Raw genomic sequence first — 15,296 nt, forward strand, 5'->3', positions numbered from 1 at the left:
CTATGCCTTAGGCGTGAGCCGGAGTTCGAGCCACACCGTTTTGCCGATGCCACCCTCACGGGGAGCCGCACCCCAGTCGTCCGCCAGCGCTGCCACCAGTTCCAGGCCTCGGCCCGACTCGTCGTCCGGTGACGTATTCCGGGGCGTGGGAAGCGTGTCGCTCGCGTCCGTCACCCATACGCGGACGCGGTCGTCGTCCAGGGCGCAGCGGGCCCAGATCTCTCGGCCGGGGGACACCCTCGCGTGGCGGTACGCGTTCGTCATCAGCTCGCTGAGCAGAAGGACCGCCGTCTCTGCCACCTCTTCCGGGATCTTCCATGAAGTGGCCTGCTCCCGGAGGAGAGTCCGGGCTCTGCCCACGCTTCGGGCGTGGCGCGGCAGGCGCCACTCGATGTCCTTGGGGGCGGCGATCGGAGCAGACCGAGGGCGGTCTTCGGGCATCGGCATGTGCTTCGGTCCTTGCGTGTGATTCTCCGTCATTTGCCGTGATCAGGCTGGTCGATGCCGCCTAACCTCGGGAGTGGCGGCGCGGGTACACGGCGTGCTTGTACACGCTGTGTCGGCGGGAGGCGGATCGGGCGTGGTGACTTCCGGAGATGCTCAGCAGCCACAGCAGGCGTGGCGGTACTGCGGCAGCCAGATCAAGCTGTGGCGCGAGGAGGCCGGGGTCAGCCGACAGGAACTGGCCAAGGAGGCCGGCTACGACTACGAGTACGTCAAGTCGATGGAGACCGGCCGGCGGCGGCCGACCTTCCGCCTCTTGCAGGCCGCGGACCAGATGTGTGGCGCGGGCGGGAAACTGATCGCCGCCCAGGAGTTCCTGAAGCCGGAACCGTTTCCGGCCCGGTCGCAGGAGTTCATGGCCGTTGAGGCAGACGCGAAGGCCGTGTACTCGTATGAGCCGCTACTGATCCCGGGTTTGCTGCAGACGGAGGGGTACGTCAGGGCGCTGATCGGCGGGAGTTGTCCGCCCTTGGATGACGAGACCATTGAAGAACGAGTGTCTGCGCGACTGCGTCGCCAGGAAGCGCTGACGCAGAAGAAGAGCGTGATCTTCGGTTTCGTGGTCTACGAGGCGGCGCTCCGCGCGATGGTGGGTGGTCGCGAGACCATGAGATACCAGTTGCAACATCTCCCGAAAATAGGCGAGTTGCGGAACGTGTCGATCCAGGTGTTGCCGCAGGGGCGGTGCAGTGGCGTCGCCCTCATCGGTCCCGTCGTGTTGCTGGAGACCGCCGACCACATGCATTACGGATACGTGGAGGGGCATGAGACAAGTGCGCTCTATGCCAACGCCGAGAAGGTCAGTGCATTGTCGGCACGCCATGCGATGATCCGCATGCATGCCCTCAGTATCGAGGAGTCAGCTGAGTTCGTCAGGAAGGTGGCGCAGGAGCTGTGACCGACTCCCAGCTTGTGTGGTTCAAGTCCAGTCATAGCGACGACCAGGGTGGCAACTGCCTCGAAGTCGCCTACGCCTGGCGCAAGTCCAGTCACAGCACCAACTTCGACAACGCCTGCGTAGAGGTCGCCGCCTGCCCTCACGTCACCCACGTCCGGGACTCGAAGCTCGGGGCTCGGAGCCCGGAGTTCGCGGTTGCGGCGCACGCCTGGGCCGCCTTCGTGGACCACGTCCGAAGCACCTGACTCACCGTCGCTCGAAGCCCGTGCTTCGAGCGACGAGATCCGAGCTCTGTTTGTAAGGATTGGGCGGTTGGTTAGAACCCACCCTCCCTCCCAACCCCCGGGCACACCTGTGCACATGACTTTTCGTGATCGGCTTGCCACGCGCCGTCGCGAACCTCTAGCGTTCGCAGAAACAAACGACCCCGGCAGGTGCTACCAACACCACGCCGGGGCCTCACCTCAAGATCGGAACAAGCGATCTCATGGCTTCTCAAGACCCTAACGCGGTCATGCCCGCGTCCGCACACCCCATGGCCAACCCCGGATACGGCAAACGGTCCACGCCGGACCGGTCGCCCTCCCGCTCCGACGGGTTCGATCACCTCTCGCCCCGTGAGGGCTACGTCGCCGCGTTCATCGACCGGCTCCCCGACGGCGCCGCCATGGACGCCAAGACCCTCGCCAAGGTGCTGCCCCTCTACGGTCAGCAGGCTGTCCGCACCGCCCTCAACGAGCTCTCCCGGGCCGGTCACCTGCGTCGCGTGCGCCGCCGCGCGGAGGGCTGCGGGGCGACCGGTGACGGCGGTGAGGGCGGTGAGGGCGTGACCCGGTGGGTGTTCCGCACCCACTGGTCCGCCACCGCACGTGACAGCGACTGGTGGGCCCGGTTCCTCGTGGATGACGTACAGGTCGAGGTGCAGCCCGAGGCTCCCACAGAGGCGTGCCCGGTCTCTGCGCCCCTGAGCGCCCCCGGTGACGTACAGCCCCGGAAAGCACAGCACGCCGAACAAGCCGATCCGACACACCTCACGGAACGGCCCGCGCCCTCCCCCGCCTATAAAGCCCTCGCCCGACTCGGCCGCACCGAGCCCCGCTTGCCCCTCTCCGCCGCCGACTGTGCCCTCCTGGAAGAACTCGCGTCCACGTGGCTCGCCCGGGGGGCCACCGTGGACCACCTGGCGCAGTCCCTCGTCGCCGGGCTCCCCGAGCACGTGCACTCACCGCGTGCCCTCGTGCAGCGGCGGCTGCGCGACAAGATGCCGCCCGAGCTGCCCACTCCCGTGGAACGCACGGTCCGCGCCATGGTGGTTTGCACCGACTGTGGTGTGCCCGGCCGCCCCGAAGCCCTTCCGGACGGCCTTTGTCGGGCCTGCCGGGTAGTCGGAGCCCATTCGGACGCTCAGCCGGCCGTCTCCGCAGCGTTCCGGCCCGGCGTCGAGGCAGGGAGACCCGATCGTGGCCCCCACCCACTCTCCGCCCACGACGTGCACCGACACGCCGCCCAGGTCCGCAGCGCGCTCGCGAGTCGGCGAAACGTCTCGAAACCCCCTCGATCGGCAGTCGAACAGACGGCCTGAACTGGACGCAACCGATGCCGCATCCGCCCCGTGTGGCGCAAAATGAGGCACCGGTCGGCACGTGATCGACCGGCGCCAGGCAGCAGACGGCGAGAGGCGCGTACGCATGGCACGGGGCACGGCCGAACTGGACGAGGTGGAGCGCCCGTTCGTCGAGCAGTTGAAGGCGATGGGATGGCGGCACGTCCACGGGCCGGAACTGTCGGGCCCCGATGACAATCGTGCGTACGGCGATGTCCTTCTCACCCGGCGCCTCGGTTCGGCGATCCAGCGGCTCAACCGCGTCACGGGTACCGGTGAGGCCTGGATGGGGCAGGCCGATGTCGAGGGCGCCGTCGGTGAACTTCGCAGGGCGGCGCGCAACGTTGCCACGAACAAGCTGAAGGACGTCAACAGCGATGTGACGAGCCTTCTGCTCAGCGGCACCCCCGCGAACGGGCACGAAGTACACCATCAGGGCAAGACCGTTCACGTGCAGTACGTCGACTGGGAGCTGGAAGGACTCGACGACGCCGAGATCCTGAAGCGGAACGAGTTCCTCGTCGTCGACCAACTCAGGGTGCGTGCCGCCGACGGCAAGGAAGTGGTCCTCGACCTCGTCCTCTTCGTCAACGGGATTCCCGTCGTCGTCATCGAGTGCAAGAGCCCCCACATCAAGGATCCGATCGGGAAGGCCGTCCGCGATCTGCGGGCCTACTGCGGGGAGCCGCTGGACGACGACGTCCGCGCGCCGCGCGACCGGCCGAGCGGTGTGCCGGAACTGTTCGCGTCCGTACAACTGCTCGTCGCTGCCAGTGGGGATGAGGCTGCCCTCGGCACGATCACGTCGACCGAGGAGCACTTCGCCGCCTGGCGCAGCGTCACTCCGGACTACCAGGACGAGGCGGCGCTTGCGCGTGCCCTCCAGGCCACCCGGCAGGACAACGGCAAGCGGCTGCTCGGCGACGGGCAGAAGCCGACCGACCAGCACAAGCTCGCCGCCATCGTCCTCAAGCCGCGCAACCTGCTGAACATCATGCGGCACTACGTCTTCGAGATGCCGGTGAAGACGAAGGAGGGGGAGCCGCCGCTGACTGTGAAGGCGGTGTGCCGGCATCAGCAGTACCGGGCCGTCGAGAAGATCGTGGCCAAGCTGCGGACCGGGCGCACCCGCCTCGACCCGGCGGCGGAGGACGACGAGCGCGGCGGTGTCATCTGGCACACCCAGGGTTCCGGCAAGAGCCTGACCATGGCCTTCCTCGCCCGGCGGCTCCAGAGCAGCCGGGACCCCGAGCTGAACCGCTTCACCCTGCTGGTCGTGACCGACCGCAAGCAGCTCGAACGGCAGCTGTCGGCCGCAGTACGCGTCAGCGGTCGCCCCGTACGGATCGCCAAGTCGCAGGCGGACGTGGAGGGGATGCTGCGGCGGGCCGGGAAGCCCGGCGGGCGCGCGGTGATCTTCGCGATGATCCAGAAGTACCTGGGACGGATTCCCGGACTCGTCGGCGAGACGGCGAACGACGACCGTGACCCGAGTGTCGAGTTCGCGGAGGCGCAGGAGCGCATCGCCGAGGGCGAGTCCGCCGAGGAAGCCGCGGACCCGACGCCGGACGAGGCCGTCATCGAGCAGGTCAGGCGGCGCTTCACCGAGTGCAGCACCTCGCCGCATGTGCTGGTCCTCGTCGACGAGGCACACCGCTCGCACAGTTCCGTGCTGCACGCCTGCCTGCGTGACGCGGTGCCGAACGCCGCCCGCATCGGGTTCACCGGCACGCCGATCATGAAGGGCAAGCTGAGCGACACCGGGCGGATCTTCGGTCTTGAGCCGGACGACAAGTTCCTCGACGCCTACCTCATGGACGAGGCGGAGCGGGACAAGGTGGTCGTGCCCGTCCGATACGAAGGTCGGGCCGGGCCGGCGAACGTGAAGGACGAAAGAGGGATCAACTTCAAGTTCGAAGACCTCATCGCCACCTTGAGCGACGAGGACAAGGACAAGGTCCGTAACGGGCTGAAGCCCACCAGCCGAGACGTCGCCGAGTCCCTGCCCATCATCCGGCGCAAGGCCGTCGACATGCTGGAGCACTACGTCACCGGCCCGCTGACCGGTGGCTTCAAGGCCCAGGTGGCTGCCGTGAGCCGTCGTGCGGTCGTGCTCTACCGGCACATGCTGAACGACGCCCGTGCTGAACTCCTCGCCAAGGTACGGGCCTTCGACCCGGCGACGCTGCGGGGCAAGGACCTCAAGGACTACACCTGGGACGAGCTCGTGCTGCTGCGCGCGTGGCACTACCAGGAACTGCTGCGCCGTATCGAGTTCGTACCGGTGATCTCCGCCGGGAACGAGCAGAAGAGCGGACTGTGGCAGGAGTGGACGGATCCGCAGCGGCAGCAGGAGCACGTAGACCGATTCCTGGAGCCGTTCCCGGAGCTGCCGAAGGACAACCCGTGGATGGTGGACCACCCACGGGAACAGGACCCGGTGCCCAGTGGCATGACCATCAGCATGAACCCGTGGAGCGACCCCGCTCCTGGCGGTTCCACAGGGCGCGCGGCCCGTCCGGTTCCCGTGGCAGCCGACGAGCAGCGGCCGATCGCCTTCCTCATCGTGAAGTCGATGCTGTTGACCGGGTTCGACGCCCCCATAGAACAGGCGCTGTACCTGGACCGGCCCATCCAGGACGCGGAGTTGCTGCAGGCCATCGCACGCGTCAACCGGCCGCGCAACGGCAAGGAGGAGGGCCGGGTCGTGGACTACTACGGGGTGCTGAACAACCTTGCCGTGACCCTGCCCGCGTACAAGGGAGACGGGCCCGCCCTGAGCGCCGTGCGCCCTCTGTCCAGCGAGGTCCCGGACATGGAAGCGGCAGCTGCCGAGGTGCATCGGATCCTGGACGGACTCGGGATCGTGGGCCTGGACACGACCGAGGGCGTCACCAGCGGTCTGTGGGCGCTGGGCGATCCGGCAGACCGCGCCGACTTCGACGCGAAGCTGAGTGTCTTCCTGGGAGCGATGGAGCGCGTGCTGCCGCACGAGGCCGCCCTGAAGCGGATCCCCGACGCACGGCGGTGGGCCGTGCTGCAGAGGCGGGTGCGCAGGCACTACCGGGACGACACGGGCGGTCAGTTCGCGATGCGCGCCTACGGCCGGAAGGTTCGAGCGATGATCGCCGATCACCTCGAACTGCCCGAGCTGACGCAGGTGATCGCGCCGGTGTCCATTCTCGCGCCGGATTTCGACGAGGTCGTGGGGCACATTCCCGAGGCTCGGGAATCGGCGGCCGAGCAGGTGCAGGCGCTCCGCTACCACCTGGAGGAGCGTCTGGAGCAGGAGGACCGCCCGGTCTACCGCACGCTCGCGCAGGAACTGCAGGAGATTCTCACCGAGTTCGACGGACGCTGGGACGAGATCAAAACGCGTATTGGGCCGCTCATCGACAGAGCACGCAAGGCGGAGCAGGCCGATCCGGCCGTGGCCGATCTGAGTCCGGTGGAGCAGCGGCTGTACACCAAGCTGTCGGAGCAACTGGCCGAACAGCCGGCCTTCGACCAGCCGGGCCAGGAGTTCCTGCGCGACCTGACCGTGGATCTCGGCGTGCTCATCTCCGTACATGTGAATCGGGCATCCTGGTCGGCCAACGAGTCCAGCCTGGGCGACCTCCGGGTCGCCATATGGCACGAGTTGCGGAACGCGGGGCTGAAGCCGCGAGAGCGCGACCCGAAGCCGTTGCGTGACCTGTCCAACGCCATCGCCGGGTACGCCCAGCAGCATGCCGCCGCCTTCCGTGCGCAGGGGCGGGGACAATAGGAGGCGTGCCAGAACCCGTCCTGCCCTCCGACATCGCCGACAGTCCTCCCCTTGCCGAGGGGCAGGTGCTCGCCGTTGATGGCAGGGATTTCCTGATCGTCACGAGTGACCGGCGCAAGCGGCTCGGTCTGACGGTCGAGCGGGACGGGACGCTGACCTTGCGCGCGCCCGTGGGCTGTGAAGCGGCGAGGGCCGAGCAGTTCGTGCGGCAGAGCAGGGCATGGATCGATTCCAAGCTCCTGCTGCGGGGCCGGCACCGGCCGGCACATCCGACCCGTGAGTTCCGGGACGGTGAGAGCTTTCGCTATCTGGGGCGTGAATACCGGTTGCTCTTGGTGGATGAGGGCAGGGCGCCGGTGCGGCTGGCTGCGGGGCGACTGAGGATGGACAAGGTGGTCGCAGCGGAGCCCGCCCGCGCGCGACGGGACCTGGTCGCGTGGTACACGAAGTCCGGGCTGCGGTGGTCGAGGGGGCGACTTCAGCCATGGGCCGCCCGGATGGAGGTTCCCGAACCCACCGTCACGGTGCGCGATGTCGGAAACCGATGGGGAACCTACCGGCCCGGTGAAGGAGACCACGGAACGATGGCGTTGCACTGGGCCGTCTTCCAGTTGCCGGCGCACCTTGTTGACTATGTGATCGCTCACGAACTGGCACACACCAGGGTTTCCGGGCACGGACCGGGCTACTGGAGTCTCCTCAAACGCGCCATCCCGGAGTGCGAGGCGCGGAAGGAGGAGCTGGACGACCTCGGACGACGATTGTGGCTCGGACAAGTCTCCCAGCAGGTCTGACCACTTGGCCGACCGGTTCTGTCCACGACGAGGGTCTGAAGAGCCTGCCGATGCCATGTAGTCGTGTGACAGGTTTGTTCCGCCTCCCTCGCGGCGTCACGGTCCGTCCGCTGTCCCGGCACCGGCAGAGCCCCTGCCCGCTCGGCGGCCCGGTCCTCGGACGCGCGGCGTTCCCAGGCACCGTCATCGCCCTCGCCATCGCGCAAGCTGGGGCGGTGCCCGGGAACGCGCTCCAGGACCTGTCCGACAGGTGCCCGGGCACGCCACCCGGGGTGATCACACCACCCGGGTGGCACCCGCGAAGGGCATCTCGTCGATCGGGGCCAGCCGCACCGGTGCCGACGGATTCGGCGCGTGGATCATCTGCCCGTTGCCGACATAGATGCCCACGTGGGTGATCCCCGCGTAGAAGAACACCAGGTCGCCGGGGCGGAGTTCGGAGCGGGAGACCCGCTGGCCGGCGTTGATCTGCGCGTACGTCGTCCGGGGCAGGGAGATGCCCGCGGAGCGGTACGCGGCCTGGGCCAGCCCGGAGCAGTCGAAGGCGTCGGGTCCGGTGGCACCCCAGACATAGGGGCTGCCCAGCTTCGCGTAGGCGTAGGAGACGGCGGCCGCGGCCCGGGAACTGGGCGCCGCGGCGGTGGAGCCGGACGCGCCGGACGGCGCCACCGGGCTCGGTTCGCGGGCCGACGACCGCGAGACATGCTGCTGCTCGCCCGCCCCGCCCCGCTCCACGTACTGGGTGCGCTGCTCCGGGGTGAGCCGCGCCAGCAGCCGGCGTGCCGCGGCGAGCTTCCCGTTGATCGTCCTCTTCTGCTGCTTCAGCTCGGTCTGCCGCGACGTGAGCGAGGCCAGTTCGATGTTCGCGGCGCCGCGCAACTGCTCGATCTCGCGCAGCTGTTTGCGTATCCCGGCGACGGCCGCCGACTGCCGGGTGCCGACCCGCTCGGCGAGCGCGGCCCCTTCCAGGTACTGGTCGGGGTCGTCGGAGAGCGCGAGTTGCACCGCGGGGTCGAGTCCACCGCTGCGGTACTGCGCCGCCGCCATCGAACCCAGCGCGTCCCGCGCCGAGTTGAGCTGGTCCTCCCGGCGCGCCGCCTCGTCGCGGAGTGTGCTCAGGTGCGCCTCCGCCTTGTCGGCCTTCTCCTTGGCTCCGTTGTACTTCTCGGTGGCGACCTCCGCCTCCTCGTACAACGTGTCGACCTTGGCCTTCACCTGCGTCGGGGACAGCTGGGGGTCGGCGTGCCCGATCCCGTCGAAGCCGGTCGCCGTCGCCGCGCCCGCGAGGGCGATGGTGACTGCTGTGCGGGCCGTGTTACCACCGATCGAGCGCTGTCGGGTCTTGCGGTGCGCTGCCACGAGGGCCCACATCCTTCCGTACGACCGCCCTTGCGAGTGCGGTCAAGCGGTGACACGTCCGGCGGCGGCTCACACAGGGGGAGCGGGCCGCCGCCGGACCTTCTCGGCGGTGGTGTCCGACTGCCGCCCCTGGCCCGGGCGGCGGTGGGGAGCCGGTCACCTGGGGGAGGACGCTAAACCTGGGAGTGCGGCGTTGGTAACGCTATGTACGGAACTGTCGCCACTCGATCATCCGGTGACCGTATGTGGCCGAGGTTCTGGCCTTGTGGCACCTGCTTCACACAGAGTGATGACCGATGCGGCGAATCCCGGACGACCGGAGTGGCCCCGGTGCTACGGATGACACGAGGTGACCCGGTGGCAAGAGGGGGCCGAGCGAAGGGGTGGCCCGGTGAGAAGAGGCCTCAGGGGGTGCGATTACGCTCCGGCCCCATGGACATACTCATCCATCTCTTCGTCGGCCTGCACATCATCGGCATCGCCGCGCTCCTCGGCGGTTTCTTCACCCAGATGAAGGCGATGGGCCAGGGCACCGCCCGCTTCGTGCCCGCGATGCTGCACGGTGCGCTGACCATGCTGGTCACCGGCGTCGCCCTCGTCGGGCTGAATCAGGCCGACGGCAACACGGTCAACACCGTCAAGATCGGTGTGAAGCTGGCCCTGCTGATCGTGATCCTCGGGCTCGTCTACGTGAAGCGCGACGACGAGAAGGTGGACAAGGGCCTCTTCGGCCTCGTCGGGCTGCTGACCGTCGCGAACATCTTCATCGCCGTCCTGTGGACCTGATCGGCCCCCGTGGCCCGCGCGCCGCGGACCTGACCGGCCCCCTCACCCCCGCGCCGCGGCCCTGACGGCGAGGGCGGCGCCCGCGGCGACCGCGAGCCACGCCGCCACCGCGAACCACAGCAGCACCTGCCCCGGTCCTCTGAGCCAGGAGACACCGAGGACGGCCGCGACCGAGAGGGCCGACACCGCCGTCATCCCCATCGGGAAGACGGTCGACCAGCGCAGTACGTCGTACCGCGGGCGCGGCCACGCCGCCTCCGTGACGAGCAGCACGCAGTACCAGGCGAGGTCGAGCACGAGCAGGGCGCCGGTCGTGGCGCGCAGGACGCCCTGGTCGTCGTCGTTCCACAGGTACGGGTTCACATGGTGCGCGGCGACGAGTTTCGCCCCGGCCAGCGCCGAGATCCCGAGCGCGCCGCCCGCCACCCAGTGGTCCCCGGCCCCCCGCTTCACCTCCCACAGGTCGAAGTGCGCGAACGAGACCCCGTAGAGCACGATCCCCAGCCAGAACAGCACCAGTGCGGCATGCGTGAGCCAGTCCGGGCCCACGGCGGTGGCGATCGTCGAGCCGAGGACCGAGAGCCCCTGTGTGGCCACACAGACGAGGAACACGCCTCCCGCCATCCGGTGCCGCCAGTGCCGTACGACGGCCAGGAGCAGGATCGGCCAGAGCACGGCCGACAGCGCGAGCAGGGCCTCGGCTAGCCCCTGCCACCCCAGTTCGGAGAACCGGGTGCCGAGCACGGTGCTCGCCGCGACGGCGGTGAGCCCGGCCGGTGTGCCGGCCTGCCGCGTCCACCGCTCCCGGTCGCGCATCAGCCGGACGACGAAGTCCGCGGCGAGTCCGAGCCAGGCGAGAGACGCGAGGACCAGTGCGATACGGGAGAGGGCCTCGTGGTCGGTCAGATGCAGCCCGATCGAGATGATGCCGGTGGCCAGGACGGCGGCCCCGGCGGCGGGCGGCCGCCCCGCCCACCAGCCGCGGAACGAGGCAGTGTCCGGCTTGTCCGGTGTGTCTGGCATGCGCCCGATGCTAGGGATCTCCGGAGCCGTTGCCGGTGGGGCACGCGCGCGTGGACCACGAAAACGCGGGTCACGAAAGCGCGGGTCACGAAAGCGCGGGTCACGAAAGCGCGGGTCACGAAAGCGCCGGGCACGGGTGCGCGGTTCGCGAAAGCGCCGGGCGCGCGTGCGTGGCCAGGAAAATGCGGGGCACGCGTGCGTGGGCATTCTCCGCTCCACGCGCGCGTGCCCCGTGAGAGGCGTCGCTCGCCGCCTGGTCTACGCCGGGCGCACCACGCTGTGGATCGCCGAGGTGCCGTCGTAGTAGATCGACTCCTCGCGGACGTACGCGCCCGGCTTCGGCGCGTGGATCATCATGCCGTTGCCGATGTAGAGACCGACGTGGCTGATGTCGTCATAGAAGAAGACCAGGTCACCGGGCTGGGCGTCGGCCAGGGAGACCGTCGTGCCGGCGTTCACCTGGTCGTAGGTGACGCGCGGGAGGCTGACGCCGGCGGCCTTCCAGACGGCCTGGGTCAGGCCCGAGCAGTCGTAGGAGTCCGGGCCGGTGGCGCCCCAGACGTAGGGCTTGCCGATCTGCGTACGGGCGAAGGCGAGCGCCTTGGCCGCCTTCGTCGCGTAGGAGGAGTCCGTGGCCGTCGAGCCGGTCGATGAGCCGGCCGTCGATCCGGTCGACGAGCCGGTCGTGGTGCCCGACGACTGCTGCTGGGCGGCCTTGTCCGCTGCCGCCTTCTCGGCGGCCGCCTGCTGCCGTGCCAGCTCCGCCGCCTTGGCCGCGGCCTCCTCCTGCTGCTTCTTCTCGATCGCCGCCAGCCGCGCCTTTTCCTCGGCGTTCAGCTTCGAGAGCAGGCTGCGCGCCTCGGTGAGCTTGCGCTGCACCGCCGCCTTGGACGTCCTGAGCGCGCTCTGCGACGTGGTCAGCGACTGGAGGCTCTCGGTGGCCTCCGCGCGCTTCTTCGTGGTGGCGGCCTGCTCCGTGACGTAGTCGTCGACGGCCGCCTTCTGGCGGGTCGTCAGACGGCTCATCAGCTGGGTCTGGTCGAAGTAGTCCTGCGGGTCGTCGGCGAGCAGCAGTGTCGCGGTGTCGGGGGCGGAGGCCCCGGTGCGGTACTGCGCGGCGGCGAACGATCCCAGCTCCTCGCGCGCGGTGTTGAGCTTCTCCGTGCGCTTGGCGACGTCGTCGAGCAGGGTGTCGACGCGCTTCTTCTGCTTGGCGGTCTTCTCCCGGGTCGCGTTGTACTTCTCGGTGGCCGTCTCGGCCTGGTGGTAAAGGTCGTTGACCTTCTTCTCGACTTCTTCGAGGCTGGGCCTGGGTTCGGCCGAGGGGGCCGCGTTCGCCGTCTGGGAGAGCAGGGCCATGGACGTGAGGGCCGCCGTCGCGAGGGCCGGGGTCCGTATGCCTGCAAGACGCGTACCCGTAGGACGCCATTTGCGGTGCGACGCCAAGAGAGGCGACTCCTTCCGTCATCCGCCTACCGAGTTAGCTGTCGGGTTCGGGCGGGTGGTTCCGGAAGGTTGCCCTACGGTCCTCGCCCCACAAGGCGGTTGGACCGATTCACCCCAAGGTCGGTGGGTCCCCGGCTCCGGCGGCCTCGAAGGCGTGCCGGACTCGGCGGAGGCCGCTCGGCCCGGCGACGTTCGCCGGTTGCGGTCGAGTGGCCTGCCCGCACGCTAGCCAACTGATGTGGCCCGTGTGAAGGTTGATGTGCGATATGCCCGATACATTTTCGTGACCTTTGCCGTGGGTCCCGTCATCCGCGATGCATTCACGGCGAACCGTCCCCATACGGGCTCTTTGGTCGCTCACGCCCTTCATTCGACGGTAGCTCCCGCGGGCGCACGCGTTGTCACCGCGCCGTCGCACATAGGGGTCCCGGGCCGACGTCGACCCCGCCCGCCCGCACCTCACCGGGGGCGACAGGTCGATGGCGTGCGGTCACGGGCTCCCGGGCGTCCCGGCCGGAAGCCCGTCCGCCCAGGAAAAGCGTCACGACTTCCGATCGAGTTCTCGGGGTGGCGGCGGGCTGTCAGTGGGGCGGCCTAGACTCGGAGAGCGATGAGCAGCCTCTTTGATGACAGCTTCCTGGCGGACCTCAAGCCCTCCGGGGCCCACGAGGACGAGCACCCGCCGCCGCCCGAGGACGATCACGTACCGGAGCCGGTTGCGGACGATCTGTTCGGCGGGAAGTTCGACCTGCCCCCGAGCCGGGACGCGTACTACCGCGACGGTGCGCCCCGGCCCGCCGTCGACCCGGCGGCCCTCCTGGACGGACTGAACGAGAACCAGCGCGCGGCCGTGGTGCACTCCGGCTCCCCGCTGCTCATCGTGGCCGGCGCGGGCTCCGGCAAGACCCGCGTGCTCACCCACCGGATCGCGCATCTGCTCGGCGAGCGCAATGTCCACCCCGGCCAGATCCTCGCGATCACCTTCACCAACAAGGCCGCGGGCGAGATGAAGGAGCGCGTCGAGGCGCTCGTGGGCCCGCGAGCCAACGCGATGTGGGTGATGACCTTCCACAGCGCCTGCGTCCGCATCCTGCGCCGCGAGAGCAAGCAGCTCGGCTTCACCTCGTCGTTCTCGATCTACGACGCCGCCGACTCCAAGCGTCTGATGGCGCTCGTCTGCCGTGATCTCGACCTCGACCCCAAGCGCTTCCCGCCGAAGTCGTTCAGCGCCAAGATCTCGAACCTGAAGAACGAGCTGATCGACGAGGAGGACTTCGCCGCCCAGGCCACCGACGGCTTCGAGAAGACCCTCGCCCAGGCGTACGCGATGTACCAGTCGCGGCTGCGCGAGGCCAACGCGCTCGACTTCGACGACCTGATCATGACCACGGTCAATCTGCTGCGCGCCTTCCCGGACGTCGCCGAGCACTACCGCCGCCGCTTCCGGCACGTCCTGGTCGACGAGTACCAGGACACCAACCACGCGCAGTACGCACTCGTGCGGGAGCTCGTCGGCACCTCCGAGCACCCCGTGGACGTACCGCCCAGCGAGTACAACCTGCCCCCCGCCGAGCTGTGCGTCGTGGGTGACGCGGACCAGTCGATCTACGCCTTCCGCGGCGCGACCATCCGCAACATCCTCCAGTTCGAGGAGGACTACCCGAACGCGACGACGATCCTCCTCGAGCAGAACTACCGCTCCACCCAGACGATCCTCACCGCCGCCAACGCGGTCATCGAGCGCAACGAGTCCCGCCGCCCCAAGAACCTGTGGACCAACGCGGGCGCGGGCTCGAACATCACGGGCTACGTCGCGGACACCGAGCACGACGAGGCCCAGTTCGTCGCCGACGAGATAGACCGTCTCACCGACGCGGGCGAGGCCAAGGCCGGCGACGTCGCGGTCTTCTACCGTACGAACGCGCAGTCCCGTGTCTTCGAAGAGGTCTTCATCCGCGTCGGCCTGCCCTACAAGGTCGTCGGCGGCGTCCGCTTCTACGAGCGCAAGGAGGTCCGGGACGTCCTGGCGTACCTCAGGGTGCTGTCCAACCCCGAGGACTCGGTCCCGATGCGCCGCATCCTGAACGTGCCCAAGCGCGGTATCGGCGACCGCGCCGAGGCGATGATCGACGCCCTGTCGCAGCGCGAGAAGATCAGCTTCCCGCAGGCGCTGCGCCGCGTCGACGAGGCCTACGGCATGGCCGCGCGCTCCACCAACGCGGTCAAGCGGTTCAACACGCTGATGGAGGACCTCCGTACGATCGTCGAGTCCGGCGCGGGCCCGGCCACCATCCTGCAGGCGGTCCTCGAACGCACCGGCTATCTCTCCGAGTTGCAGAACTCGACCGACCCACAGGACGAGACCCGGGTCGAGAACCTCCAGGAACTCGCGGCCGTGGCCCTGGAGTTCGAGCAGGAGACCGGTGAGGGCGAGACCGCGGGCGGGCTCTCCGCGTTCCTGGAGCGGGTCGCGCTCGTCGCCGACTCCGACCAGATCCCGGACGAGGAGGACGGCAACGGCGTCATCACCCTGATGACCCTGCACACCGCCAAGGGCCTCGAATTCCCCGTGGTCTTCCTGACCGGCATGGAGGACGGCGTCTTCCCCCACATGCGCGCGCTCGGACAGGTCAAGGAACTGGAGGAGGAGCGGCGCCTGGCGTACGTCGGCATCACGCGCGCGCGGGAGCGGCTCTACCTCACCCGGTCGTCGATGCGCAGTGCGTGGGGGCAGCCCTCGTACAACCCGCCCTCCCGTTTCCTGGAGGAGATCCCGGCGACCCATCTGGACTGGAAGCGCACGGGGGCGACGACGCCCATGCCGGCCGGCCCCGTCTCCGGTGTCGCCGCCTCGCTGTCGTCGTCGCGTTCGCGTTCCGCGGCCTCGGGTGCCTCCGGGTTCGCCACGCGCCGCGGTATCTCCGAGAAGCAGGTGGTCTCGCTGGCCGTCGGGGACCGGGTCACGCACGACCAGTTCGGCCTCGGCACCGTCGTCGGCGTGAAGGGGACGGGCGCGAACGCGGAGGCCACGGTCGACTTCGGAGAGCCCAAGCCGAAGCGGCTGCTGCTGCGGTATGCGCCGGTGGAGAAGTTGTAGGCCGGGGTCACGACTCACGA

At 69.0% G+C, this 15,296-nt stretch carries 11 protein-coding genes and 1 riboswitch; of the genes, 7 read left to right on the plus strand and 4 right to left on the minus strand.

Annotated features, from left to right (window positions below; genetic code table 11):
* The gene (locus tag ABZX90_RS21365) at positions 1 to 447 is read right to left on the minus strand and encodes an ATP-binding protein (RefSeq protein ID WP_355206975.1); all 447 of its coding nucleotides are present in this window, start codon (positions 445 to 447) and stop codon (positions 1 to 3) included.
* Between the two features lie 136 nt (positions 448 to 583).
* Between ABZX90_RS21365 and ABZX90_RS21370 the strand changes: the two genes are divergently transcribed.
* The 5 genes from ABZX90_RS21370 (at position 584) to ABZX90_RS21390 (ending at position 7,565) form a co-directional block, all read left to right on the plus strand.
* Entirely contained in the window at positions 584 to 1,402 is an 819-nt protein-coding gene (locus ABZX90_RS21370; RefSeq protein ID WP_355207204.1) for a helix-turn-helix transcriptional regulator, read from the plus strand.
* Positions 1,399 to 1,647: a DUF397 domain-containing protein gene (locus tag ABZX90_RS21375; RefSeq protein WP_355206977.1), complete on the plus strand. Its 249-nt coding sequence runs from the start codon at positions 1,399 to 1,401 to the stop codon at positions 1,645 to 1,647. Before ABZX90_RS21370 ends, ABZX90_RS21375 begins: the two co-directional genes overlap by 4 nt.
* Positions 1,648 to 1,916: 269 nt before the next feature.
* Positions 1,917 to 2,984, plus strand: a complete 1,068-nt coding sequence (locus tag ABZX90_RS21380; protein ID WP_355206980.1) for a hypothetical protein — start codon at positions 1,917 to 1,919, stop codon at positions 2,982 to 2,984.
* Between the two features lie 106 nt (positions 2,985 to 3,090).
* Positions 3,091 to 6,771 (plus strand): type I restriction endonuclease, encoded by a 3,681-nt coding sequence (locus ABZX90_RS21385; protein ID WP_355206982.1) that lies wholly within the window; start codon positions 3,091 to 3,093, stop codon positions 6,769 to 6,771.
* A 5-nt stretch (positions 6,772 to 6,776) separates the two neighbouring features.
* A complete protein-coding gene (locus ABZX90_RS21390) occupies positions 6,777 to 7,565 on the plus strand; it encodes a SprT family zinc-dependent metalloprotease (RefSeq protein WP_355206985.1) in 789 nt (262 codons plus the stop codon).
* A 276-nt stretch (positions 7,566 to 7,841) separates the two neighbouring features.
* On the opposite strand, the gene ABZX90_RS21395 is transcribed toward ABZX90_RS21390, so the two are convergent.
* Positions 7,842 to 8,924: a C40 family peptidase gene (locus ABZX90_RS21395; protein ID WP_355206987.1), complete on the minus strand. Its 1,083-nt coding sequence runs from the start codon at positions 8,922 to 8,924 to the stop codon at positions 7,842 to 7,844.
* Positions 8,925 to 9,356: 432 nt separating this feature from the next.
* On the opposite strand from ABZX90_RS21395, the gene ABZX90_RS21400 reads away from it, so the two are divergent.
* Positions 9,357 to 9,710, plus strand: a complete 354-nt coding sequence (locus ABZX90_RS21400; RefSeq protein ID WP_355206990.1) for a hypothetical protein — start codon at positions 9,357 to 9,359, stop codon at positions 9,708 to 9,710.
* Positions 9,711 to 9,752: 42 nt separating this feature from the next.
* Here ABZX90_RS21400 and ABZX90_RS21405 read toward each other — a convergent pair whose 3' ends face one another.
* Together ABZX90_RS21405 and ABZX90_RS21410 are read right to left on the minus strand one after the other, a co-directional pair.
* A complete protein-coding gene (locus ABZX90_RS21405) occupies positions 9,753 to 10,733 on the minus strand; it encodes a tellurite resistance/C4-dicarboxylate transporter family protein (RefSeq protein WP_355206992.1) in 981 nt (326 codons plus the stop codon).
* 258 nt (positions 10,734 to 10,991) lie between these two features.
* Complete coding sequence (locus ABZX90_RS21410) at positions 10,992 to 12,179, minus strand: NlpC/P60 family protein (protein WP_355206995.1); 1,188 nt, start codon at positions 12,177 to 12,179, stop codon at positions 10,992 to 10,994.
* Positions 12,180 to 12,186: 7 nt separating this feature from the next.
* Positions 12,187 to 12,358, minus strand: a riboswitch (cyclic di-AMP (ydaO/yuaA leader).
* Between the two features lie 431 nt (positions 12,359 to 12,789).
* Between ABZX90_RS21410 and pcrA the strand changes: the two genes are divergently transcribed.
* Complete coding sequence (gene pcrA, locus ABZX90_RS21415) at positions 12,790 to 15,276, plus strand: DNA helicase PcrA (protein ID WP_355206998.1); 2,487 nt, start codon at positions 12,790 to 12,792, stop codon at positions 15,274 to 15,276.
* Positions 15,277 to 15,296: the final 20 nt, after the last annotated feature.

The sequence above is a fragment of the Streptomyces sp. NPDC002935 genome, from assembly GCF_040611295.1.
GTDB lineage: Bacteria > Actinomycetota > Actinomycetes > Streptomycetales > Streptomycetaceae > Streptomyces.

Excerpts from the sequence above, each read along its gene's own strand:
- ABZX90_RS21405 (WP_355206992.1), bottom strand. The coding sequence starts at position 10,733 with ATGCCAGACACACCGGACAAGCCGGACACTGCCTCGTTCCGCGGCTGG.
- ABZX90_RS21400 (WP_355206990.1), top strand. The coding sequence starts at position 9,357 with ATGGACATACTCATCCATCTCTTCGTCGGCCTGCACATCATCGGCATC.
- ABZX90_RS21380 (WP_355206980.1), top strand. The coding sequence starts at position 1,917 with ATGCCCGCGTCCGCACACCCCATGGCCAACCCCGGATACGGCAAACGG.
- ABZX90_RS21385 (WP_355206982.1), top strand. The coding sequence starts at position 3,091 with ATGGCACGGGGCACGGCCGAACTGGACGAGGTGGAGCGCCCGTTCGTC.
- ABZX90_RS21365 (WP_355206975.1), bottom strand. The coding sequence starts at position 447 with ATGCCGATGCCCGAAGACCGCCCTCGGTCTGCTCCGATCGCCGCCCCC.
- pcrA (WP_355206998.1), top strand. The coding sequence starts at position 12,790 with ATGAGCAGCCTCTTTGATGACAGCTTCCTGGCGGACCTCAAGCCCTCC.